This window comes from Streptomyces sp. NPDC055013 (genome assembly GCF_053608645.1).
Genome location: NZ_JBSGVW010000002.1, coordinates 175,935 through 197,934, shown reverse-complemented (window position 1 = coordinate 197,934; position 22,000 = coordinate 175,935). Strand labels below are relative to the sequence as shown.

General features: G+C 72.1%; 19 protein-coding genes. 14 read left to right on the top strand and 5 right to left on the bottom strand.

The features are described from left to right. Nucleotides 1-15: 15 nt before the first annotated feature. Entirely contained in the window at nucleotides 16-1,206 is a 1,191-nt protein-coding gene (locus ACWGDB_RS03545) for a zinc-dependent alcohol dehydrogenase (protein WP_453820895.1), read from the bottom strand. 252 nt (nucleotides 1,207-1,458) lie between these two features. On the opposite strand from ACWGDB_RS03545, the gene ACWGDB_RS03540 reads away from it, so the two are divergent. Further along, entirely contained in the window at nucleotides 1,459-2,457 is a 999-nt protein-coding gene (locus tag ACWGDB_RS03540) for a DUF3048 domain-containing protein (protein WP_453821073.1), read from the top strand. Between the two features lie 26 nt (nucleotides 2,458-2,483). On the opposite strand, the gene ACWGDB_RS03535 is transcribed toward ACWGDB_RS03540, so the two are convergent. Continuing rightward, on the bottom strand, nucleotides 2,484-2,948 hold the full coding sequence (locus ACWGDB_RS03535; RefSeq protein WP_328420981.1) for a MarR family winged helix-turn-helix transcriptional regulator: 465 nt from the start codon (nucleotides 2,946-2,948) through the stop codon (nucleotides 2,484-2,486). Nucleotides 2,949-3,158: 210 nt separating this feature from the next. Between ACWGDB_RS03535 and ACWGDB_RS03530 the strand changes: the two genes are divergently transcribed. The 8 genes from ACWGDB_RS03530 to ACWGDB_RS03495 all read left to right on the top strand — a co-directional run bounded on the left by ACWGDB_RS03530 (nucleotide 3,159) and on the right by ACWGDB_RS03495 (nucleotide 10,521). Beyond that, nucleotides 3,159-3,938: a CoA transferase subunit A gene (locus ACWGDB_RS03530; RefSeq protein WP_453820894.1), complete on the top strand. Its 780-nt coding sequence runs from the start codon at nucleotides 3,159-3,161 to the stop codon at nucleotides 3,936-3,938. A gap of 2 nt (nucleotides 3,939-3,940) precedes the next feature. Further along, complete coding sequence (locus ACWGDB_RS03525; RefSeq protein ID WP_453820893.1) at nucleotides 3,941-4,585, top strand: CoA transferase subunit B; 645 nt, start codon at nucleotides 3,941-3,943, stop codon at nucleotides 4,583-4,585. Continuing rightward, nucleotides 4,582-5,823, top strand: a complete 1,242-nt coding sequence (locus ACWGDB_RS03520) for a thiolase family protein (RefSeq protein WP_453820892.1) — start codon at nucleotides 4,582-4,584, stop codon at nucleotides 5,821-5,823. The genes ACWGDB_RS03525 and ACWGDB_RS03520 overlap by 4 nt, the downstream gene beginning before the upstream one ends. Before the next feature lie 17 nt (nucleotides 5,824-5,840). Next, nucleotides 5,841-6,614 (top strand): protocatechuate 3,4-dioxygenase subunit beta, encoded by a 774-nt coding sequence (pcaH, locus tag ACWGDB_RS03515; RefSeq protein ID WP_453820891.1) that lies wholly within the window; start codon nucleotides 5,841-5,843, stop codon nucleotides 6,612-6,614. Between the two features lie 6 nt (nucleotides 6,615-6,620). Continuing rightward, the gene (gene pcaG / locus ACWGDB_RS03510) at nucleotides 6,621-7,226 is read left to right on the top strand and encodes a protocatechuate 3,4-dioxygenase subunit alpha (protein ID WP_453820890.1); all 606 of its coding nucleotides are present in this window, start codon (nucleotides 6,621-6,623) and stop codon (nucleotides 7,224-7,226) included. After that, entirely contained in the window at nucleotides 7,223-8,518 is a 1,296-nt protein-coding gene (pcaB, locus tag ACWGDB_RS03505; protein ID WP_453820889.1) for a 3-carboxy-cis,cis-muconate cycloisomerase, read from the top strand. Before pcaG ends, pcaB begins: the two co-directional genes overlap by 4 nt. After that, the gene (gene pcaDC / locus ACWGDB_RS03500; RefSeq protein ID WP_453820888.1) at nucleotides 8,515-9,654 is read left to right on the top strand and encodes a bifunctional 3-oxoadipate enol-lactonase/4-carboxymuconolactone decarboxylase PcaDC; all 1,140 of its coding nucleotides are present in this window, start codon (nucleotides 8,515-8,517) and stop codon (nucleotides 9,652-9,654) included. Before pcaB ends, pcaDC begins: the two co-directional genes overlap by 4 nt. A gap of 75 nt (nucleotides 9,655-9,729) precedes the next feature. Continuing rightward, nucleotides 9,730-10,521 (top strand): SDR family NAD(P)-dependent oxidoreductase, encoded by a 792-nt coding sequence (locus tag ACWGDB_RS03495; RefSeq protein WP_453820887.1) that lies wholly within the window; start codon nucleotides 9,730-9,732, stop codon nucleotides 10,519-10,521. A 4-nt stretch (nucleotides 10,522-10,525) separates the two neighbouring features. Here the strand turns inward: ACWGDB_RS03495 and ACWGDB_RS03490 are convergent, their stop codons facing one another. Continuing rightward, on the bottom strand, nucleotides 10,526-13,201 hold the full coding sequence (locus tag ACWGDB_RS03490; protein ID WP_453820886.1) for an ATP-binding protein: 2,676 nt from the start codon (nucleotides 13,199-13,201) through the stop codon (nucleotides 10,526-10,528). Nucleotides 13,202-13,407: 206 nt separating this feature from the next. Between ACWGDB_RS03490 and ACWGDB_RS03485 the strand changes: the two genes are divergently transcribed. The 3 genes from ACWGDB_RS03485 (at nucleotide 13,408) to ACWGDB_RS03475 (ending at nucleotide 16,972) form a co-directional block, all read left to right on the top strand. Further along, a complete protein-coding gene (locus ACWGDB_RS03485) occupies nucleotides 13,408-14,721 on the top strand; it encodes an MFS transporter (RefSeq protein ID WP_453820885.1) in 1,314 nt (437 codons plus the stop codon). A gap of 4 nt (nucleotides 14,722-14,725) precedes the next feature. Beyond that, entirely contained in the window at nucleotides 14,726-15,880 is a 1,155-nt protein-coding gene (locus ACWGDB_RS03480) for an anhydro-N-acetylmuramic acid kinase (protein WP_453820884.1), read from the top strand. Nucleotides 15,881-15,955: 75 nt separating this feature from the next. Beyond that, a complete protein-coding gene (locus ACWGDB_RS03475) occupies nucleotides 15,956-16,972 on the top strand; it encodes a DUF2510 domain-containing protein (protein ID WP_453820883.1) in 1,017 nt (338 codons plus the stop codon). Nucleotides 16,973-17,136: 164 nt separating this feature from the next. Here ACWGDB_RS03475 and ACWGDB_RS03470 read toward each other — a convergent pair whose 3' ends face one another. Beyond that, nucleotides 17,137-17,751, bottom strand: coding sequence for a TetR/AcrR family transcriptional regulator (locus ACWGDB_RS03470; protein WP_362381875.1), 615 nt, complete (start codon nucleotides 17,749-17,751; stop codon nucleotides 17,137-17,139). 285 nt (nucleotides 17,752-18,036) lie between these two features. Here ACWGDB_RS03470 and ACWGDB_RS03465 point away from each other — a divergent pair, with 285 nt between their 5' ends. Both ACWGDB_RS03465 and ACWGDB_RS03460 read left to right on the top strand, forming a co-directional pair. Continuing rightward, nucleotides 18,037-18,858: a phosphatase PAP2 family protein gene (locus ACWGDB_RS03465; protein ID WP_453820882.1), complete on the top strand. Its 822-nt coding sequence runs from the start codon at nucleotides 18,037-18,039 to the stop codon at nucleotides 18,856-18,858. Continuing rightward, nucleotides 18,855-19,859 (top strand): DMT family transporter, encoded by a 1,005-nt coding sequence (locus ACWGDB_RS03460; RefSeq protein ID WP_453820881.1) that lies wholly within the window; start codon nucleotides 18,855-18,857, stop codon nucleotides 19,857-19,859. The genes ACWGDB_RS03465 and ACWGDB_RS03460 overlap by 4 nt, the downstream gene beginning before the upstream one ends. An 18-nt stretch (nucleotides 19,860-19,877) precedes the next feature. On the opposite strand, the gene ACWGDB_RS03455 is transcribed toward ACWGDB_RS03460, so the two are convergent. Beyond that, nucleotides 19,878-21,929 (bottom strand): phosphocholine-specific phospholipase C, encoded by a 2,052-nt coding sequence (locus tag ACWGDB_RS03455; RefSeq protein ID WP_453820880.1) that lies wholly within the window; start codon nucleotides 21,927-21,929, stop codon nucleotides 19,878-19,880. Nucleotides 21,930-22,000 lie beyond the last annotated feature (71 nt).

Here is a 22,000-nt window from a genome sequence, read left to right as displayed (position 1 = left end):
CCACGCGAGCCGGAGTCACGGCTGCATCAGCACCTTGACCGCGCCGTCCTGCTTGCGCTGGAACATCTCGTACGCGTGCGGGGCCTCGCTCAGCGGCACGCGGTGGGTGGCGAAGTCGTCGACGCCGAGCGGGTCCTCGTCCGTCAGGTAGGGCAGGATGTCGTCGCTCCAGCGGCGCACGTTGGCCTGGCCCATGCGGATCTGGACCTGCTTGTCGAACAGGGTGAGCAGCGGTATCGGGTCCGCGGTGCCACCGTAGACGCCGGACAGGGAGATGGTCCCACCGCGCCGCACCAGGTCGATGGCCGTGTAGAGGGCGGCGAGCCGGTCGATGCTGAAGCGTTCGGCGAGCGGGCCGCTCAGCTTGCGGGGCAGCATCGCGGAGGCCTGCTGGGCCAGCCGGGCGGCGGCGCTGCCGTGCGCCTCGGTGCCGACCGCGTCGATGACGGCGTCGGGGCCACGGCCGTCGGTCTCGTCGCGGATGGCGGCGACGAGTTCCTTCTCGTCGTGGAAGCTCCTGAGGTCGAACGTCTCGACCCCGCGCTCGCGCACCCTGCGCAGCCGCTCGGGCACCAGGTCCACGCCGAACACCCGCCCGGCGCCCTGGACCTGGGCGACCCGGCAGGCCATGTCGCCGATGGGGCCGAGGCCGAGCACGGCGACGCTGCCGCCCTTCGGAACCTCGGCGTAGCGGACCGCCTGCCAGGCGGTGGGCAGCACGTCGGAGAGGTAGACGAACCGGTCGTCGGGCGGCCCCTCCGGGATCTTGATCGGACCGAACTGCGCCTGCGGGACCCGCAGATACTCGGCCTGCGCACCCGGCACCGCGCCGTACAGGCGGGTGTAGCCGAACAGGGCGGCGCCCATGCCCTCGCCGCTGACCTGAGTGGTCTCGCACTGGGTCGGCAGACCGGTCAGGCACATCCAGCAGTCGCCGCAGGCGATCTGGAACGGCACCACGACGCGGTCCCCCGCCTGCAGGTCCGGCACCCCCGCCCCGACCTCCTGGACGATGCCCATCGGTTCGTGGCCGAGGATGTCCCCCGGTGTCATGAACGGCGTGAGCACCTCGTACAGGTGCAGGTCGGAGCCGCACAGCCCGGTGGACGTGATGCGGATGACCGCGTCCGTCGGCTCCTGGATGGTCGGATCGGGCACGCTCTCCACGCGTACGTCCCGCTTGCCCTGCCAGGTCACTGCCCTCATCGCCCGCGCTCCCTCCGGAACATCTGCGCGTTCGCTCGTTCGGTGGCCGCCGGGTACCCCTGTGCTTCCTCGCCGAACCGTGCGGGCGGGCCGGTGATCCGTCCGCGAGCCGGCCGTGCGGTGTACGCCGACCGGCTGGCCGCGCCAGGGCCGATCGGCGGATTGGCGCGGGCAGGCCCAGCCGATCGGGTATGTCTCCTATGAACAGATAAGCGCACTATTGATGACGCAGGGTGGGTGGGTTGGGTGCGAGTGGCAACGGTGGGCAGACAACGAGGGGCGCGCTCCAGACGCCTCACGACCCTGGCGGGGCTGCTGGCCGCCGCGCTGGGAGCATCCCTGGCGGCGGGATGCACGATGTCGGGCAACCCGGGCGACGACGGCCGCGGCCGACCGCATGCGTCGACGCCGAGCGAGGGCGAGAGCCGGGCGAAGGGCCCCTCGGTACTGGCCGTGAAGATCGACAACGCCCGCGCGGCCCGACCTCACACCGGCCTGAACGCAGCGGACATCGTGTACGTCGAGCCGGTCGAGGGCGGACTGAGCCGCCTCATGGCGGTGTACGCGACGAAGCTGCCGAAAGCCGTCGGGCCGGTGCGCAGCGCACGCGAGTCCGATCTGGAACTGCTGGCCCAGTTCAACAAGCCGACCCTCGCCTTCTCCGGGGCGCAGGGCAAGCTCATGCCGCTGATCGACAAGGCCCCCCTGCAGGCGGAGCCACCCGAGAAGGCGGCCGGCGCCTACTTCCGCGGCGACGACCGGCCCGCGCCGCACAACCTCTTCCTCCGGCCCGAGCGGCTGATGCCCGCCGCGCCGGGCAGGGACGCCCTGACGACCGGCTTCCGCTTCGGCGCCGCCCCGGCGGGCGGCAAGGCCACGGCCTCGCAGACGGTGCGCTACAAGTTGGCCCAGTACACGTTCACCTGGTCCGCAGGCCAGAACCGCTGGCTGGTCGCCATGGACGGCAAGGACGCCGTGGCGTCGGACGGCAAGCGGCTCGGGGCCCCGACGGTCGTCCTGCAGTACGTGAAGGTGCGCAAGTCCGACTTCCACGACACGCTGGGCCACTACACGCCGTACACCGAGACGGTCGGTTCCGGGAAGGCGCGGGTGCTGCGGGACGGGCGCGCCTACGACGTCAACTGGAACCGCCCCAAGGCCACGGACGGCACGACGTTCACGACCGGTGCCGGCGAGCGGATGACCTTCCCGGACGGCCAGGTGTGGGTGGTGTTCGCGAAGGCGCCCTGAGCGTCCGAGGGCCCGGAAGTGCGGGATCAGGGGTGAGCGACGAGGGGTTCCGCCGGGTTGCGGAGCCCCTCGGCCGCGTCCGCGACGCGCCGGATCAGGTCGAAGAAGAGTGCCTGCTCGTCGGCGGAGAGCGGGGCCAGGAAGACCTGGTTCATCCGGGCCGTGCGCACGGTCAGCTTCTTGTGCGTGCGCAGCCCCTCGTCCGTGAGGCGCAGCAGGAAGCGCCGGCCGTCCTGGGGGTCGCGGACCTTGTCGAGCAGCCCGCGGCGGCCGAGCCGGCTGATCACCTCGGCGATCGTGGACCGGTCGAGCCCGACCCGCTCCCCCACCGTCCGCTGGTCCAGCCCCGGCTCGGCGACGAGCGTGTTGAGGACGGCGAACTGGGGCGAGGTGATCTCCTCCGAGACCATGGTGTTCCAGAGCAGGTAGTGCGCCTGCTGGAGCCGCCGGGCCAGATGCCCGGGGTGGGTGGTGAGGTCCACGGCGGCCATGCGTGCTCCCCTGGTCGAAATCGTCGGTGCACTGAACAATACCGGAGCTCCACTCGACTGTCCTCGGGCCATCGACCCCGTGACGTTCGCATTTGCCGAGCTCTTGACGGCTTCGCGCTCCGGTGGCAGCGTGAGACGCAACCTCGCAGAAATACTCAGTGCGCTGACTAACTAGGGTGCTGAGCGCTCGGAAGAGATGGGGCTTCTCGGATGGACAAGGTGGTCGCCACGGCCCTGGGGGCGGTGGCCGATGTGGGTGACGGCGCGTCGCTCGCGGTGGGTGGCTTCGGGCTGAGCGGTGTGCCGAACGTGCTGATCCAGGCGCTGCACGAGCGCGGGGTGGGCAGGCTGTCGGTGGTCTCCAACAACTGCGGGGCGATGGAGTCGGGTCTTGCGGTGCTGCTGTCAGCGGGCCGGATCGCCCGGGTGACCGGCTCGTACATCGGCGCGAACAAGGAGTTCGCCCGCCAGTACCTGGGCGGTGAGCTGGAGGTCGAGATGATCCCGCAGGGCACGCTGGCCGAGCGGCTGCGGGCCGGCGGGGCCGGGATCCCCGCGTTCTACACACCGGCCGGGGTGGGCACGCAGGTCGCCGACGGCGGGCTGCCATGGCGCTACGACGGCTCCGGCGGGGTCGCGCTCGCCTCGCCGCCGAAGGAGGTGCGGGAGTTCGACGGCACCGAGTACGTGCTGGAGCGCGGAATCCGCACCGACTTCGCCCTGGTGCGGGCGTGGAAGGGCGACCGGCACGGGAACCTGGTGTTCAACAAGTCGTCCCGGAACTTCAACCCGCTGGCCGCGATGGCCGGGCGGGTGACGATCGCCGAGGTGGAGGAACTCGTGGAGCCGGGCGAGATCGATCCGGACGCGGTGCATCTGCCGGGCGTCTTCGTGCAGCGGGTCGTGGCGCTCGCGCCGGAGCAGGCGGAAGACAAGCAGATCGAGCGGCGCACGGTTTCCGCGCCCCTGGCAGACGGGACGGTGAGCTAGCCATGGCGTGGACGCGGGAACAGATGGCCGCCCGGGCCGCTCGCGAGCTCCGGGACGGCCAGTACGTCAACCTCGGCATCGGACTGCCGACCCTGATCCCGAACTATCTGCCGCCCGGCGTCGAGGTGATCCTCGAGTCCGAGAACGGCATCCTGGGCACCGGGCCCTACCCGACCGAGGAGCAGGTCGACCCGGACCTGATCAACGCCGGCAAGGAGACCGTGACGGTCCTGCCGGGTGCCTCCTTCTTCGACTCGGCGCTGTCGTTCTCGATGATCCGCGGCGGACACATAGATGTCGCCGTGCTCGGCGCCATGCAGGTATCCGCCACCGGTGACCTGGCGAACTGGGCGATCCCGGGCAAGATGATCACCGGCATCGGCGGTGCGATGGACCTCGTGCACGGGGCCCGCACCGTCATCGTGGTGATGACCCACTCCGCCAAGGACGGCAGCCCCAAGATCCTCACCGAGTGCGCACTGCCGCTCACGGGCAAGGGCTGCGTGAACCGGATCATCACCGACCTCGGCGTGCTCGACGTGACGGCGGACGGTCTGCTTCTCGTCGAGACCGCGCCGGGTGTGGCCGTCGACGAGATCGTCGCCGCCACCGACGCCGAACTCGCCGTCGCGGAGGGTCTGCTGTGAACACCGTCTACCTCGTCGACGCGGTCCGCACCCCGATCGGCCGCTACAACGGCGCCCTCGCCTCCGTCCGCCCGGACGACCTGGCCGCCCACGCCATCCGTGAACTCATGGTCCGTACGCCCGACTTGGACCCGTCACGGATCGAGGACGTGTACTTCGGCAACGCGAACGGCGCCGGGGAGGAGAACCGCAACGTCGGCCGCATGGCCGCGCTCCTGGCGGGCCTGCCCACCTCCGTGCCCGGCGTGACGGTCAACCGGCTGTGCGCGTCGGGCCTCGAAGCGGTCATCCAGGCGGCCCGCGCCATCGCCGCCGGGGACGCCTCGATCGTCGTGGCCGGTGGTGTGGAGTCGATGACCCGGGCACCCTACGTGCTGCCCAAGTCCGACAAGCCTTTCCCGGCAGCCCACACCGAGCTGTTCTCCACCACCCTGGGCTGGCGCATGGTCAACCCGCGGATGGCGCCGCAGTGGACGATCCCGCTGGGCGAGTCGGCCGAGCTCATCGCCGAGAAGCACAAGATCGGCAGAGAGCAGCAGGACGAGTTCGCCCTGCACAGCCACCAAAAGGCGGCCCGGGCGCAGTCCGAGGGCCTCTTCGACGCCGAGCTCGCGCCGGTGGGCATCCCGCAGCGCAAGGGCGACCCGGTCGTCTTCGGTGCCGACGAGTGCGTACGGCCGGATGCGTCCCTGGCGGCGATGGCGAAGCTCAAGCCGTCCTTCCGCACCGCGAGCGAAGCGAGTTGGGGGTCCCCCCGGCCGAAGGCTGGGGGAGGGACCGTCACCGCGGGCAACGCCTCCCCGCTGAACGACGGCGCCGCCGCGCTGCTCCTCGTCGACGAGGAGGGCCTGAGGGCCACCGGGCGTGAGCCGCTCGCCCGGATCTGCGCGACCGGCGTCAACGCCCTCGATCCGGACTACTTCGGGCTCGCCCCCGTCGAGGCCGTCAACCGCGCGCTCGCCAAGGCGGGCAAGGGTTTCGGCGACCTGTCCGTGCTGGAGCTGAACGAGGCCTTCGCCGCCCAGGTGCTGGGCTGTGTCGCCGAGTGGCCCGAGTTCGACCCGGCGATCCTCAACCCGCAGGGCGGCGCCATCGCCCTCGGCCACCCGCTCGGCGCGTCCGGCGCCCGTCTCGCCGGCACCGTCGCCCACCAGCTCGCCCGCAAGGGCGGCGGAGTCGGCGTCGCCACCCTCTGCATCGGCGTGGGCCAAGGCCTCGCCCTAGTCCTCGAACGTTGACGAAACGCAGGATCCCCATGACTCTCACCCAGCACGACATCGACCGGGAGATCGCGGCCGAGCACGCCGCGTACGAGAAGCGGATCGCCGACGGAGCCCCCGTCGAGCACCACCCGCGCCGTGACTACACCCCCTACCGCTCCTCCGTCCTGCGCCACCCGAAGCAGCCGCCGGTCACGATCGACGTCAGCAAGGACCCGGAGCTGGTGGAGCTGCACTCCCCCGCCTTCGGCGAGCGGGACATCACCGAGATCGACAACGACCTGACCCGGCAGCACACGGGTGAGCCGATCGGTGAGCGCATCACCGTCGAGGGCCGGCTCCTCGACCGTGACGGCCGCCCCATCCGCGGCCAGCTCGTCGAGATCTGGCAGGCCAACTCGGCCGGCCGCTACGCCCACCAGCGCGAGCAGCACGACGCCCCGCTGGACCCGAACTTCACGGGCGTCGGCCGCACCCTGACCGACGACAGCGGCTTCTACCGCTTCACCACCGTCCAGCCGGGCCCCTACCCGTGGCGCCAGCACCTCAACGCCTGGCGGCCGGCCCACATCCACTTCTCGCTGTTCGGCACGGCGTTCACCCAGCGGCTGGTGACGCAGATGTACTTCCCGAGCGACCCGCTGTTCCCCTACGACCCCATCATCCAGTCGGTGACGGACGACACGGCCCGCCGGCGGCTGGTCGCCACCTACGACCACGGCCTGTCGGTGCCGGAGTTCTCGATGGGCTACCACTGGGACATCGTCCTCGACGGACCGAACGCCACCTGGATCGAAGAGGGACGCTGAGCTGCCATGACGAAGATCGACACGAGCCGCCCGGAGACCGTGCTCCCCACCCCGTCGCACACCGTCGGCCCCTTCTACGGACACGCCCTGCCCTTCCCCGGCGGCGGCGACATCGCCCCGATCGGCCACCCGGACACGATCGCCCTCCAGGGCTACATCAGCGACGGCGAGGGCAATCCGCTGCCGGACGCGTTCGTGGAACTGTGGGGCGCCGACCCGGACGGGAACGTCCCGCAGGTCGACGGCTCGATCCGGCGCGACCCTGCGAGCGGCGGCTATCTGGGCCGCAACGGCATGGAGTTCACCGGCTGGGGCCGTATCCAGACCGACGCCAACGGGCACTGGACCGCGCGGACGCTACGGCCCGGCCCGCGCGGGCGGAGCGCGCCGTATCTCAGCGTGTGCGTCTTCGCGCGCGGCCTGCTGGTGCACCTGTACACCCGCATCTATCTGCCGGGCGACGAGGCGGCCCTCGCCGCCGACCCGTTGCTGTCCCGGGTACCGGACGAGCGGCGCGACACGCTGATCGCACGGCAGCAGGGCGAGGGGACATACCGTTTCGACATCCGCCTTCAGGGCGAAGGCGAGACGGTCTTCCTGGAGTACCAGTGACTTCTCCCGATGCCGACACCGGCCTGCTCGCCCCCGGGTGGACAGGCTCCCCCGCCGCCTCCGCGACCGGCGACAGCGCCTATCTCCAGGCGCTGCTGGACGCCGAGGCCGCGCTGACGCGGGCCCAGGCCGCGCTGGGGCCGGCCCCGGCCGACGCGGCGCGAGCGGTCACGGAGGCGGCCGAGGCGACGCGCTTCGACGTACGGTCCCTCGCCGAGCGGGCGCGCGGGGGCGGCAGCCCGGTGATCCCGCTGGTCGCCGACCTGACGAAGGCGGTCGGTGAGGAGTACGGCCCGTACGTCCACCGGGGTGCCACCAGCCAGGACATCCTGGACACGGCGACGATGCTGGTCTCGGCGCGCACGCTGGACCTGGTGCTGGCCGACCTCGACCGCACCCAGCAGGCCCTGGCCGGGCTGGCAGCCGAGCACCGTGACACCGCGATGCCCGGGCGGACGCTCACCCAGCACGCCGTACCGACGACGTTCGGGCTCAAGGCGGCCGGATGGCGGTCGCTGGTGCTGGACGCACGGGACCGGGTGACTGCCGTACGGGACTCGCTGCCCGTGCAACTCGGCGGTGCCGCCGGGACGTTGGCGGCCTTCGGGGCGTACGGCGCGAGCGATCCGGCCGCGCTGCCGGCGGCGTACGCCCGCGAACTCGGCCTGCGGGCGCCCGAGCTGCCCTGGCACACCCTGCGCACGCCCATCGCCGATCTCGCCGGGTGCCTCGCCTTCACGGCGGGGGCGCTCGGCAAGCTCGCCGCGGATGTCATCACCCTCTCCCGCACCGAGATCTCCGAGGTCGCGGAGGGCAGCGGTGGGGGCTCGTCCGCCATGCCGCACAAGTCCAATCCCGTACGGTCCACCCTGATCGCGTCCGCCGCGCGGCGGGCGCCTCAGCTCGCGGCCACGCTGTACGGCTCGATGGCGGCGGAGGACGAGCGGCCTGCCGGGGCCTGGCACGCCGAGTGGGAGCCGCTCAGGGACCTGCTGCGACTGGTCGGCGGGGCCGCCCGGGACGCCGTCGAGCTGGCCCGGGGAATGCGGGTCGCCGCCGACGTCATGCGCGAACACCTGGATCTCACGAACGGGTTGATCGTCTCGGAGCGGCTGTCCGCCGAGCTGGCTCCCGTCCTGGGGCGGGCCCGCGCGAAGGAACTCCTGACCCGGCTGGCGTCCGAGGGCCGCCCGCTCGGTGAGGCGCCGGAGCTGGCGGACGTCGACCTCGATCCCACCCATTACACCGGCTCCGCCGGAGCCCTCACCGACCGTGCTCTGGAGCGACGTTGACCGGCAAACTCCTCAACCACCGTGCCGAAGGGCCCACTTCCGCGCCCCCGCTGCTGCTGGGACCCTCGCTCGGCACCTCGTACGCCCTGTGGGACAAGGTCGCGCCCGAGCTGTCGATCGGCCATCGGGTGGTCCGCTGGGATCTGCCGGGGCACGGGGGCTCGGCATCCGGCCTCATCGGCGCGGGCGCGACCGTCGGTGACCTCGCCGGTCTGGTGCTCGCGCTCGCCGACTCGCTCGGCATCGAGCGGTTCGCGTACGCGGGAGTGTCGCTGGGTGGTGCGGTGGGGCTGCACCTGGCCGTGCACCATCCCGAACGGGTCTCCGCACTGGCCGTGATCTGTTCGTCGGCGCACTTCAACGGCTCCAAGCCATGGGAGGAGCGGGCCGCCCTGGTGCGGCGCGAGGGGCTGGCGGGGCTCGCCGAGGGCGCGGACGACCGCTGGTTCACGCCCGGGTTCACCGTGCCGGAGCTGGTGCGGGACCACCGGGACGCCGACCCGGATGCGTACGCCGCCTGCTGCGATGCGCTCGCCGCCTTCGACCTGCGGGACCGGCTGCCCGAGATCTCCTCCCCCACGCTGCTGATCGCCGGGCGCGAGGACCCCGCGACCCCGCCGGCCCATCTGCGGGAGATCGCGGACGCCGTGCCCGGTGCCACCCTCGTGGAACTGCCGGGGGCCTCGCATCTGGCACCCGCGCAGTGCCCCGAGGCGGTGCTGACGGCGCTGCGGGCACACTTCGGCGGCGCTGCCAAGCGGGGCATGGAGGTACGGCGCGAGGTGCTCGGCGACGCGCACGTCGACCGCGCGCAGGCCCGGCAGACGCCTTTCACGGCCCGCTTCCAGGACTTCATCTCGCGCTACGCCTGGGGCGAGATCTGGACCGACCCGACGCTCAGCCGCCGCGAACGCAGCATGATCACCCTCACGGCGCTGGTCGCGCACGGCCACTACGACGAGCTGGCCATGCACGTCCGGGCGGCCCGGCGCAACGGGCTGACGCCGGACGAGATCGGGGCCGTCCTGCTGCAGACGGCCGTGTACTGCGGGGTTCCGGCGGCGAACTCGGCGTTCGCGGCGGCCCAGCGGGTGCTGGCCGAGGAGGCGGAGCCGGACGCGGGTACAGCAAGGTGAGAGCAGGGTGACCCTGGCGGTCGTACCTTCAGCGGCAGCTCGCACATGCCCGCACGACGTGCCTACGGTGGAGACATGTCCACGGTTCTGATCACGGGCGCCACCTCGGGTCTCGGCCGCTACGTCGCCGCCGAGCTGGTCCGCTCCGGGCACCGTGTCCTCGCGCACGGCCGGGACGCGGACCGTACGCACCGGCTTGTCGAGGAGCTGCGGGCCGACGGCGAGGCCGAGGGGTTCGTCGCGGATCTGGCCTCGCTGGGGCAGGTGCGGGAGCTGGCTGCCCATGTCGCCGGGGCCCATCCCGAGCTCGACGTACTGATCAACAACGCGGCGGTGGGCGCCGGGCCGCGCAGGTCAGCACGGGAAACCGGCGCGGACGGGCACGAACTGCGGCTCGCGGTCAACTACTTGGCACCGGTGGCCCTGACCCGCGCGCTGCTCCCCGTGCTGCGCGCCAACGCCCCCGCGCGGATCGTGAACGTCGGCTCGGCCGGTCAGGAACCCGTCGACTTCGACGACCCCGAGCTGACCCGCGGCTACGACGGACTCTCGGCGTACTGCCGCAGCAAGTTCGCCCTCGCGGCCCACACGTTCACGCTCGCCGAGGAACTCACCGGCACGGGCGTCTCGGTCAACGTGCTGCACCCGGCGACCCACATGGACACGGCGATGGTCCGCGACGGCGGCTTCACGCCCCGGCACACGGTCGCCGACGGCGCCCCGGGCGTCCTGGCCCTCGCCACCCGGGACCTGGGCACGGGCGGCTACTTCGACGGGACGTCCCGGGCGCGGGCACATGAGCGGACGTACGACCCGGACGTCCGCAAGCGACTGGCGGCCGTCACCGATCAGCTGCTGAGCCTCTGAGCCGTCACACCACTCCCGCGGCCAGCGCCGCCTCCGCCTGCAGCACCAGCCCGTCCGCGCCGCACGACCGCGCCAGCGTCAGCCCGCGCCGCAGCTCCGCCGACGAGCGCGCGGCGAGACCGAACTCGACCCGGGCGGCGGCGTGTTCGTACTGACAGGGCGAGGCCTCCAGATAGGTGACGGCCTGCTCGGCGAGGCGTACCGCGCGCTGGCCGGTCTCCAGGGCGGCGGCGCAGCGCAGGGCCTCGCCGATGGCGGTGTCGGTGCCGAGGCGCTCGGCGTGCCGGCGGACGTCGGTGGCCAGCCGGGCGGCGCGCTCCGGGTCCTCGTTGGCGAGGGCACGGGCCAGGTCGACCGCCCAGGGGACCAGGACCGGGTTGTTGTGGCCGCGTACGGCAGCCGCCTTCTCCGCGGCCTCCAGTTCGTTGATGCCGTCCTTGGTGCGGCCGACGGCGAGGAGCAGACGGCCGCGGACCGAGCGCGGGTCCGGCAGCACGATGGTGGTCGGGTACGGCGGGGCGAAGCCGTGCTGCTCGGCGAACTCCCAGGCCTCCTCGACATGGCCGCGGGCGAGCAGCGTGTCGACGAGGTTGCAGGTCGCCGACCAGTACAGGGGCAGTCGACGGCCGACCCGCTCCGCGAGCGCCAGCGACTTTCGCAGGGACGCCTCGGCCTCGCGGAGCCGGCCCCGCCTGCGGTGTCCGACACCGACGTAGGCGTGGGCCAGGGCGAGGTGGCCGCCACTCCAGCCGGCGGACTCGTACGCCCGCAGGGCCTCGTTGTAGAGGGACTCCGCCCGGTCGAGGCGGTCGGTGAAGGCGTAGGAGTTGGCCAGCATCATCAGCAGTTCGAGGCCCCACTCCGGGTCGGTCCAGCCGAGTCCGGGGGCGAGGCGGCCGTTGACGAGGGCGCGGTCGCACAGTTCGGCGACCTCCTCCGCGTTCTCACCGCGGGCCATGGCGTCGAAGCCGCGCAGGATGAGCAGGGCGCGCTCGGAGTTGTCGCGGCCGGTGCAGGTGCCGGCGAGTTCGGCGAGGCGCGTGGAGCGCCCCGGGTAGGCATCCTCGCCCGCGTGGATGCCCTCCCACATGAACTGCACCGCCTGCAGCCGCAGCCTGGCGGGGCCCGCCCGGTGCCGGGCGGCTTCCGCCTCGACGGTGCGGACGGCCTCCTCCAGCTGGTCGTTGTGGAGCAGGGCCTGGGAGAGGCGGTACACGGCGTCGACGCGTTCGTCGCCGTCGAGGCCGGGCATGGCCAGGGCGGTCTGGAGGTGGTCGATGGTGGTGGCGGGCGCGGTGAGGAGGGTCGCGCCGCCCAGTTCGTGGAGCACGCGCGCGTGGACCTCGGGCAGGGGCGGTTCCACCAGGGCCCGCTCCAGGCAGCGGCGGGCCGCGTCGGGGGCGCCGACGGCGAGGTGTTCGCGGGCGGCCTCGCGCAGCTGCTCGACGAGTTCCTCGTCGCTGTCCGGGTGGACCTCGAGGAGGTGACGGGCGGCGACCGCGGCACCGCGTCCGTTGTCGGTGACGACGCGGGCGGCGATGCCGTGCATCGCGGTGCGCAGGGCGTCGGGGATGGAGTTGTAGACGGCCGTGGCGATGAGGGGATGGACGAACTCCAGCTCCCCGTCGTCCGGTTGGGCGCCCGCCGGATCGGGCTCGGTGAGAATGCGGGCGGTACGCAGGAGGTCGGCGCAGCGCACCGCGTCGTCGAGGCTCATGGTGGCGAGCTCGGCCACCAGGTCGACGGAGATGCCGGTGCCGAGGATGGCGGCCGCCCAGGCGAAGCGGGTGGCTTCGATGCCGAGGGTCTCAAGGCGGGCGACGAGGCCGCCGCCGCGTGCCGCGCGGTTCAGGGCGCGCAGCTCGGAGGCCGCGGACTCGGTCGGCTCGAACTCGCTGTCCTGCACCTTGGCGAGGAGTTCGACGGTCTCGTACGGGTTGCCGCCGGTGACCGCCCAGACCTCGCGGCAGAACGGGGCGTCGGCGTGCGGGCCGAGGGTGGCGCGGGTGAGGCCGGCGGTCGCGTCCGGGGTGAGGGCGCTCAGGGTGGCGACGGAGCTGCCCGCGGCGGCGACGGCGTCGAGGTGCCGGGCGCTGTCACCGCTGACCTCGCCGGGGCGGCGGGCCACCACGACCAGGACGTTCTGTTCGCCGAGGCGTCCGGCGAAGGCGGCGAGCCAGCGCAGGGTCTCCTGGTCGGCCCAGTGAGCGTCGTCGATCAGCAGCACCAGCGGCCAGTCCCGCCGTGCCAGCCGGCGTACGGCGGCGACCAGGCCGTCGCACACGCCCTGCGGGTCGGCCTGCCGCTCGCCGGGGTCCGTGATGCCGAGGGCGGGTCCGGCGATGTCGTACCAGTCGCCGAGGTACTCGCGCGCCTCCTCCGGCATCAGCGACAGCAGGGCGGGCTGCATCAGCTGCCGGACGACGTTGAAGGGGACCGAGCTCAGCGTCTCGCTGGCGCGGGCGGACCACACCGTGCAGCCGCGGGCCTCGGCGATACGGCGGGTTTCGGCCAGCAGCGCGGTCTTGCCGAGTCCCGCCTCGCCCCGGAGCACCAGGAGGCTCCCCGAGGAGGACTTTTCCATGCACAGGCTGTCGAGCGCCCCCTCGACGGCGGCGAGTTCCTCGTCGCGCTCCCACAGGGAGGCCGAGGCGACCTGTGTGGGCCGTACCTCCGTCATCCCGCTCCCTCCCCAAGTCGCCCGAACGACGTACAGACCTCGAGCGTAGCCGTCGGATTGCCTAAGTGGAGGCGGGTCCGGGCAGCTGTTGCCGTGAAGGGTGACAGGTGATGCGCGCGGGCGACGCGAGGGGCCCGCGACCTGCCCCGGCAAAACTGACCAACAGTCAAAAATACGCCATCCCAACGACGTTCGAAGGAGGGGACATGACGCTGACTTCCTCCGACCGCGGCGCGGTCCGGTCCCGCAGGGCCCTGGTCGCGGGTTCGGTGGGCAACTTCATCGAGTGGTACGAGTTCGGGGTCTACGGCTACTTCGCCACGATCATCGCGGCGCGCTTCTTCACGCCGGAGGGCGGCAGTGAGGTCGAGGCGCTGGTACGGACGTATGCGTCGTTCGCGCTGGCCTTCTTCTTCCGGCCGGTCGGAGCGGCCCTGTTCGGGCGGCTCGGGGATCGGATCGGGCGACGACCGGTACTGATCCTGGTGATCACGCTGATGACCGGGGCGACGACGCTGATCGGCGCGCTGCCCACGTACGACACCGTCGGCGCCCTCGCTCCGTGGCTGCTGACGTTTCTGAGGGTGCTGCAAGGGCTGTCCGCGGGCGGGGAGTTCGGGGGTGCGGTGTCGGTGATGACCGAGTTCGCGCCACCCGGGCGGCGCGGTCTGTACGGGTCGTGGCAGTCGTTCACGGTGGCGCTGGGGCTGCTGGGCGGCGCGGGGGCGGCGGCGCTGCTGGCCACCATGCTGACCGAAAGCCAACTGGGCGACTGGGGCTGGCGGTTGCCGTTCCTGATGACGTTGCCGCTGGGGCTCGGTGCCCTGTGGCTGCGGTTGAGGCTGGACGAGACGCCTGCGTTCCGGGAGGAGCGGGAGGCCGGGCGGCCACCGGGGCGTGAGGTGGCGGGGGCGATCGCGCTGGGTGCCGGGCGGATCATGGGGTGGGCGGCGGCCGGGTACACCTTCCTGGTCGTGCTGCCGTCGTACCTGCAGTCCACGCTGGACGCGACCTTCCAGCAGGCGCTGCTCGCCACGGTGCTGGCCAACCTCGGTTTCGCGGTGACGATCGTGCCGGCGGGGTGGCTCAGCGACCGGTACGGTCGGCGGCCGGTGATGCTGGCGGGGGCGGTGCTCGTGGTGGTCCTCGCGGTGCCGCTGCTCAACCTTCTCCAGGACCCGGGCGTTTCCCTCACCGTGAAGGGTGCGGCGGTGTGCGGGGCGGGTGCCGTGGTGGGTCTGATGGCGGGGCCGGGCCCGGCGATGCTCGCGGAACTGTTCCCGACCAACGTGCGCTACACGGGGCTGGGACTCGCCTACGCCCTGTCCAATGCGGTGTTCTCGGGCTGCGCCGGGCTCATCATCACGGAGACGATCGAACGGACCGGCAACGTGGACATCCCGGCGTACTACGCTGCCGCGACCTGCGCGGTGAGTGTCCTCGCGCTGACCGCGACGCCGAAGACCCGGCCCCGGAAGCCGGGAGCCCCGGTCAGGGAACCGAAACGGAAGGCGAGCTGAGCGAATGCGAGTGATCGGCCTGATGTCGGGCACCTCCCACGACGCCATCGACGCCGCGGCCTCCGACCTGAACCTCGTCGGCGACAGCCTGGTCCTCAAGACGCTGGGGCTGGTGAGCGAGGCCTACGACGAGGCGTTGCGGGAGGTGATCGCGCAGGCGCTGCCGCCGGGGGTGGTTTCGATGGCGGAGGTGTGTCGGCTGGATACGCGGATCGGGCAGGCCTTCGCCGTGGCGGCGGTGCGGGCGGATCGTGAACTGTGCGGTGGGCGGGCCGAGTTGGTCGCCTCGCACGGACAGACCGTGTACCACTGGGCCGAGGACGGACAGGTGCACGGCACGCTGCAACTCGGGCAGCCCGCGTGGATCGCCGAGGCGACCGGGCTGCCCGTGGTCGCCGACTTCCGGCCGCGCGACATCGCGGCGGGAGGACAAGGCGCACCGCTGGTCAGCCTGGTCGACCTGCTGTGGCTGCGGGGCCGGCCGGGCACGCCCGTCGCCCTCAATGTCGGCGGGATCGCCAACCTCACCGCGCCCGACGGCACCGCCTTCGACACCGGGCCGGGCTGCGCGCTGATCGACGCCGCGGCGCGGGGGTTCAGCGGGGGACGGCTGGCGTACGACGTGGACGGGGCGCTGGCCGGTCGCGGCAGCGTCCATGAACCGCTGCTGCTGCGGCTGCTGGAGGAGCCGTACTACGCGCTGCCCGCGCCCAAGACGACCGGCAAGGAGCATTTCCACCTCGGCCATCTGCGGGACGCACTGGCCGGGTTCGGGACGCTGCCCGCCGAGGACGTCGTCGCCACGCTGACCATGCTCACGGCACGGACGGTCGCCGACGCCGTGCGTGCGATGGGCGCGACGGAGGTGATCGCCTCGGGCGGCGGGACGCGTAACCCCGTACTGATGAGGATGCTCGGGCAGCGTCTGCCGGGGGTGGCACTGCGCACGTCCGACGAGTTGGGGCTGCCGTCGGCCGCGAAGGAGGCGTACGCCTTCGCGGTGCTGGGGTTCCTGACCGCGCACGGACTGCCCGGCACCGTGCCGTCCGCCACCGGCGCCCGGCACGCGCGCGTGCTCGGTTCGATCACCCCGGGCCGGGACGGACTGCGGCTTCCGCCACCCGCGAAGGAGCGGCCGGTACGGCTGGTCCTGGAGTGATTCGGGCCGAAATCCGAGCACGCCGGGGCCGGATCCTCTCATCCGGCTTTCACCGACACCTCATACGGTGGGGTCATGACGCAGGTGACTCCTCCCGGCTGGTACCCCGACCCCGGCCAGAAAAGTGACGGTCCGCCCACCGAGCGCTGGTGGGACGGCAAGGCATGGACGGACCAGGTCCGGCCCGCGGGGTCGGCCGACGTATGGGGCCCTCCGGAGCAGTTGCCGGCCGCGGGCGCTTATCCGGCGTATCCGGCACATCCCGGTTATCCCGGCCAGTTGCAGTCGGGCGGTCGGCGCCGTCTGCGTACCGGCATAGCCGTGGGAGTGGCCGCCGTGGTCCTCGCGAGCATCGGTGTCGGCGTGTACGCGCTGACCGCCGACGACGGCTCGGGGGGCAGCAGCGCCAACTCCCCGCAGCAGGGGTCCGGCGGCCAGGGCGGACCCGGTGGCGGCCAGGGCGGCCCCTTCGGCGACTCCGGCGGCGGCAACGGCGGTTCGGGGGGCGGCGACGGTGGTTCCGGCGGCGAGTCGCCCGCACCCGAAGAGTCCGAGGCGCCGAAGGTGGACAGCGGTTCGGTGACCGACGCCGTGAGCGGGATCAGCATCCCCATCCCGGACGGCTGGTACGGACAGGAGAGCGGCTGGGGCGCGAACGTCGCCTCGGACGAGACGTACAAGTGCCCCGCCGACACCTCCCAGAGCTGCCAGAAGGGAGGCGCGTACTCCGCTCCCGCCCTCGCGCACGGCACCAAGGGCGACACGGCCGAGGAGGTCGCCAAGGCGGACATCGAGGCGAACGTCAAGGAGTCCTACGGCAAGGGGTACGGAGAGATCACCTCGCACGAGGTGCTGGCCTCCAAGGCGGTGACCGTGGCCGGACAGAAGGGCTACCTGGTCCGCTGGAAGGCGATCACGAGCAAGGGCGTCGACGGCTACGTCGAGTCACTCGCCTTCCCCTCGCCCGTGAGGGCGCAGCAGATGGTCGTGGTCCGCTTCGGCGTCGACGTGGGTGAGAAGCAGTCGCTGATCGACGAGATCACCAAGGGCATCAAGGTGTCCACCGGCGGCGGCAACGGCCAGGACGTCTGACACACCCCGACCGCCCCCCGTGCCCCGCACCTGATGCGGCCGGGTGGGGTGCCCCTCCGCTCAAGGGGAACCCCACCCGGCCGGGGGGTGCGCGCCGCCCCCGTCCCCACGGTGCGGCGCGAACAGGTCACCGTCCAGTCATCCCGTGGACGGCGGCCTGAGTCTCAGGTGAGGCCCAGTGCGGGCAGCACGGCGGCCTCCACGAAACGGACGAGGTAGTCGGGGTCGGCGTCCTCGCCCTCCAGCACGGGACGCGCCCGCAGCACGCCGAAGATCTGTGCGGGGACGTACTCCAGCGCCGGATGGTCGGCGGCGACCTCCCCGCGCTGGACCCCACGCCTCAGGATCTGCCTCAGCGCCTCGATCTCGGGGTCGATGAGTGCCTCACGCAGGGCGCATTTGAGTTCCGGGTCCTCCATCACGGCGTGCCCGAGCGCCTGGAACAGTCGCGTGTCCTTGGCCGACCACGCCCCCGCGGCCCGCGCGGCCTCACGCAGGTCGTCGGCGAGCGTGCCGGTGTCGATGCCGTCGAAGCGCGTGAGCCGGCTGGAGCGCAGGGCCGCCGCCACGAACTGGGGCTTGGTCCCCCACTGCCGGTAGAGCGTGGACTTGCTGCACCGCGTGCTGGCGGCGACGCCCTCCATGGTGACGGCGTCGTAGCCGCAGGCGCGGATCTGTTCGAGCACGGCGTCGAAGAACTCCCGCTCACGCTCGGGCGTGATCTTGGAGCGGCGCGAGGCGGCGACCGTCTCCGGTCCGTCCGCGGCCTGCGACGTCATGGCTCTTCTCCTCGCTCCGGTGGGGCGGCCTCGCGGGGTGACGGAGGCCGCGTTTCCAGTGTGTCGCACGTCTATCGATACGCCACTGTACCGGAACGCGCCCGTATCGGTACAGTGTCGTATCGGTACAGTCGCGTTTCGGTACATTGGCGTATCGGTACGTCGCCGTACCGATGAGTTCGCCGAGCCCCAGGAGTCATGAGCTCGACAGCTCAGCCCAGCACCACCCAGCGCCACCGAAGGCACCACCCAGCACCACCCACCGTCAGCGAAAGGGCCGGGGGAATGAATGCCCGCACCGAGCCTGCCCGGGCGGAGACCGACGCGATAGCGCGGCCTCCGCTCGTCCGGGAGCTCCTGCTTGTCGCAGGGCTCTTCCTCGTCTACAAGTTCGGCCGGCAGCTCGCCACGGGCCACACCGGCGAGGCCTTCCACAACGCGGACCGCGTGTGGGACCTGGAACGAACCGTCCACCTGCCCGGCGAGGGCTCGGTGCAGAACCTGCTGCTGCACGGCGACACGCTCATACACGTCGCGAACACCTACTACGCGACCGTCCACTTCCCGGCCACCGCGGCCTTCCTGATCTGGCTCTACCTGCGGCGCCCCGCGCACTACGTCTGGGCCCGCCGCGTCCTGGCCGTCGTCACCGCCGCCGCCCTGGTGGTGCATCTGACGTTCCCGCTCGCCCCGCCGCGCATGCTGGCCGCGACCGGCCTGCTCGACACCGGGCAGCTCTACGGCCCCTCCGTGTACGGCTCACCCGAGACCGACCACCTCTCGAACCAGTTCGCGGCGATGCCGTCGCTGCACTTCGGCTGGGCGCTGATGGTGGCGATCGGCCTGATCGTGGCGACCCGCTCGCGGTGGCGGTGGCTGTGGCTGCTGCACCCGCTGGTGACCCTGCTGGTCATCGTGGGCACGGCCAACCACTACTGGCTCGACGCGATCGTGGCCACCGCCATGCTCGGCATCGCGCTGGCGGTGATACGGCTGCCGCAGCGCACGGCGACGACCGCCGGACGCGGCGCGGACAGACTCGTACCGGCACCCCGCGGCGAGGCAGACACCGACGAGACCGCCGTACTCGTGGGGGCGGGCCGATGAACGCCACCGTCCTCGCCGTCGTCCTGTCGCTGTTCTCCGCCGTCGCCTACGCCGCCGCGGCCGTGGCCCAGGAGCGGCTGGCCTCCCGCGCGGCAGGGTCGGGTCTGCTGCGGCTGCTGGGCTCCGGCGCCTGGTGGGGGTCGGTCCTGCTCAACGGCTCCGGCGCGCTGCTGCACGTAGTGGCTCTCAAGTACGGTCCGCTGACCCTGGTGCAGCCGCTGGGCGCGCTCACCCTCGTGGCCGCGGTGCCGCTGGGCGCGCGCCTCGCCGGGCGGCGGGTCAGCGCGGTCGAGTGGCGCGGTACGGCGCTGACGCTCGCCGGCCTGGGCGCGATCCTCGTCACGGCGTCCGGGCCCGCGCCCGACGACGTACTGAGCACGTCCGAGGCGCTGGCGGTCGCCGCGGTGACCGTGATGCTGCTCGGCCTGCTGTCGCGGCCGGGCGCCCGGCCGGGGCTGCGGCACGCGACCGCGTCCGGCTTCGCCTCCGGGGTGGCCTCGGCGCTCACGCAGACGGTGACGGTGGCCGCGACGGACCACTCGGCCCCGCTGCTCAGCCTTCAGGTGGTCGGGGTGGCGTTGCTGGTCGCGGCCCTTGCGGCAAGCGGACTGCTGTTGTCGCAGACCGCCTACCGGGGCGGCCTCGGCGCCCCGCTCGCGGTGGTGACGCTGGCCAACCCGATGGCGGCCGCGGTCATCGGGCTGGTCCTGCTCGGCGAACGCCTGCAGGGCGGCGCGGCGGGCATCCTGCTCGCGCTGGCCGGGGCGGGACTGGCGTCCTGGGGTGTGGTGCTGCTCAGCCGGGCGACGCCCGAACCCGCTTCCCCGGCGCCTGCCACGCCCGGCCCCGCTGCGGACGACGACCACCCCGTCGCCGCCGTGCTGGCCCTGGAGGCCGGGAGGTCGGCGGCACTGTCACCGGCGCTGACGCCCCAGTCGCCTGCCCCGGAACCGGCGTTGGTGCCCCGGCAACCGGAGCCGGGGCACCTCACGGCACACTGAGCGGAACTGCGATCCGGACTAGTCCGTGATGATCGCCGGGTCGCTCACGCCCGGCCGCCCGTTCTCGACGTGCCCGGCGAAGCGCCGCAGGAACGTCGGGTCGGCGTCGGTGGTGACGGTCAGGTCGTACCAGCGCCGGCTCCCCTGCAGCTCGACCGTGCGGCGCGCGGTGTCGCCGGGCCGTACCGTCACCGTCGCGGGGCGGCCGCCGTACCCGTTGGCGATCTTCAGGCGGACGCTCGCCGTTGCCTTGTTGGTGAAGGTCAGCTCGATGTCGTCGCCCCTGTGCCGGGCGGTGACCTCGGGGCCGGCCGTCTTGTTCGAGCCCTTGAAGTAGCGCACGAAACCGTTGGGGCCGTGCACGGTCAGGTCGTACGAGCCGTTCGAGTACGCCGAGTTCCAGGTGTCCGCGATGCTCTTGCCGGCCTCGGTGGTGTACATCCAGGGGCCGTCGGTGCGGTTGCCGGAGGTGATGTGGAAGGCGGCACCGGCCTTGGCACCGGAGGCGAAGGTCAGCGTGAACTTGCCGACCGCCGCGTCGACGGAACCGTCCACGTGCGGGGCGTACTTGAGCGGACGGGCCCGACGCAGACCGCGCTCCTGCTTCGGCATGTCCGGGTCGGCCGGCGGTGTCGGCTTGTAGTCGGGGTGACGCTCGCGGTCCGGCGGCTCGTACTCGTCCGTCTCCGGCAGCGCGGCCGGGCGACTGTCCTTGCAGGAGAAGTCGAAGGCCGAGGTCAGGTCGCCGCAGATGGCGCGGCGCCAGGGCGAGATGTTGGTCTCCTTGACTCCGAAGCGGCGCTCCATGAACTGCAGGATCGAGGTGTGGTCGAGGGTCTCGGAGCAGACGTAACCGCCCTTGCTCCACGGCGAGACGACCAGCATCGGCACCCGCGGACCGAGACCGTAGGGGCCGGCCGGGCGCTTGCTGTCGCCCTTGTAGAGGTCGAGCGAGACGTCGACGGTGGACTTGCCCTTGGAGGCGTCCTTCGGCGGCAGCGGCGGCACCACGTGGTCGAAGAAGCCGTCGTTCTCGTCGAAGGTGATGAACAGGGCCGTCTTCGACCAGACCTCCGGGTTGGAGGTGAGGGCGTCCAGGACCTGGGCGATGTACCAGGCGCCGTAGTTCGAGGGCCAGTTGGAGTGCTCGGTGAAGGCCTCCGGGGCGGCGATCCAGGAGATCTGCGGCAGCTTGCCGGCCTTGACGTCCGCCTTCAGCTGATCGAAGTAACCGTCGCCGTTCTTGACGTCGGTGCCGGTGCGGGCCTTGTCGAACCAGGGGTCGCCGGGCTTGGCGCCCCGGTACTTGTTGAAGTACAGCAGCGAGTTGTCGCCGTAGTTGCCCCGGTAGGCGTCCTCGATCCAGCCCCAGGAGCCGGCCGCGTCCAGGCCGTCGCCGATGTCCTGGTAGATCTTCCAGGAGACGCCCGCCTGCTCCAGGCGCTCGGGGTAGGTGGTCCAGCCGTAGCCGAGCTCGTCGTTGCCGAGGACCGGTCCGCCGCCCGTGCCGTCGTTGCCCGTGTAGCCCGACCACATGTAGTAGCGGTTCGGGTCGGTGGAGCCGATGAACGAGCAGTGGTAGGCGTCGCAGATGGTGAAGGCGTCGGCGAGGGCGTAGTGGAAGGGGATGTCCTCGCGGTTCAGGTACGCCATGGTCGTGGTGCCCTTGGCGGGGATCCACTTGTCGTACTTGCCGCCGTTGTACGCCTGCTGACCGTCGTTCCAGCCGTGCGGCAGGCCCTCCAGGAACTGCATGCCGAGGTCGTCGGCGTCCGGGTGGAACGGCAGGACGTCCTTGCTGCCGTTCGACTGGTGCCAGATCGACTTGCCGCCGTCCTGCGCCACCGGGCGCGGGTCGCCGAAGCCGCGGACGCCGCGCAGCTTGCCGAAGTAGTGGTCGAAGGAACGGTTCTCCTGCATCAGGACGACGATGTGCTCGACGTCCTCGATCGACCCCGTGCGGTGGTTCGCCGGGAGGGCGGCGGCCCGCTGGATGCTGCTCGACAGAGCAGTGAACGCCGTGGTCGCGCCCGCGACTTGGAGGAATCTGCGGCGATTGACTTCGGGCATGGGTGAGGATCCTCTTCCCATAGGGGGTGATTTGACCGGACGGCATGTGACGGAATGCGCGCGGAAGGAGT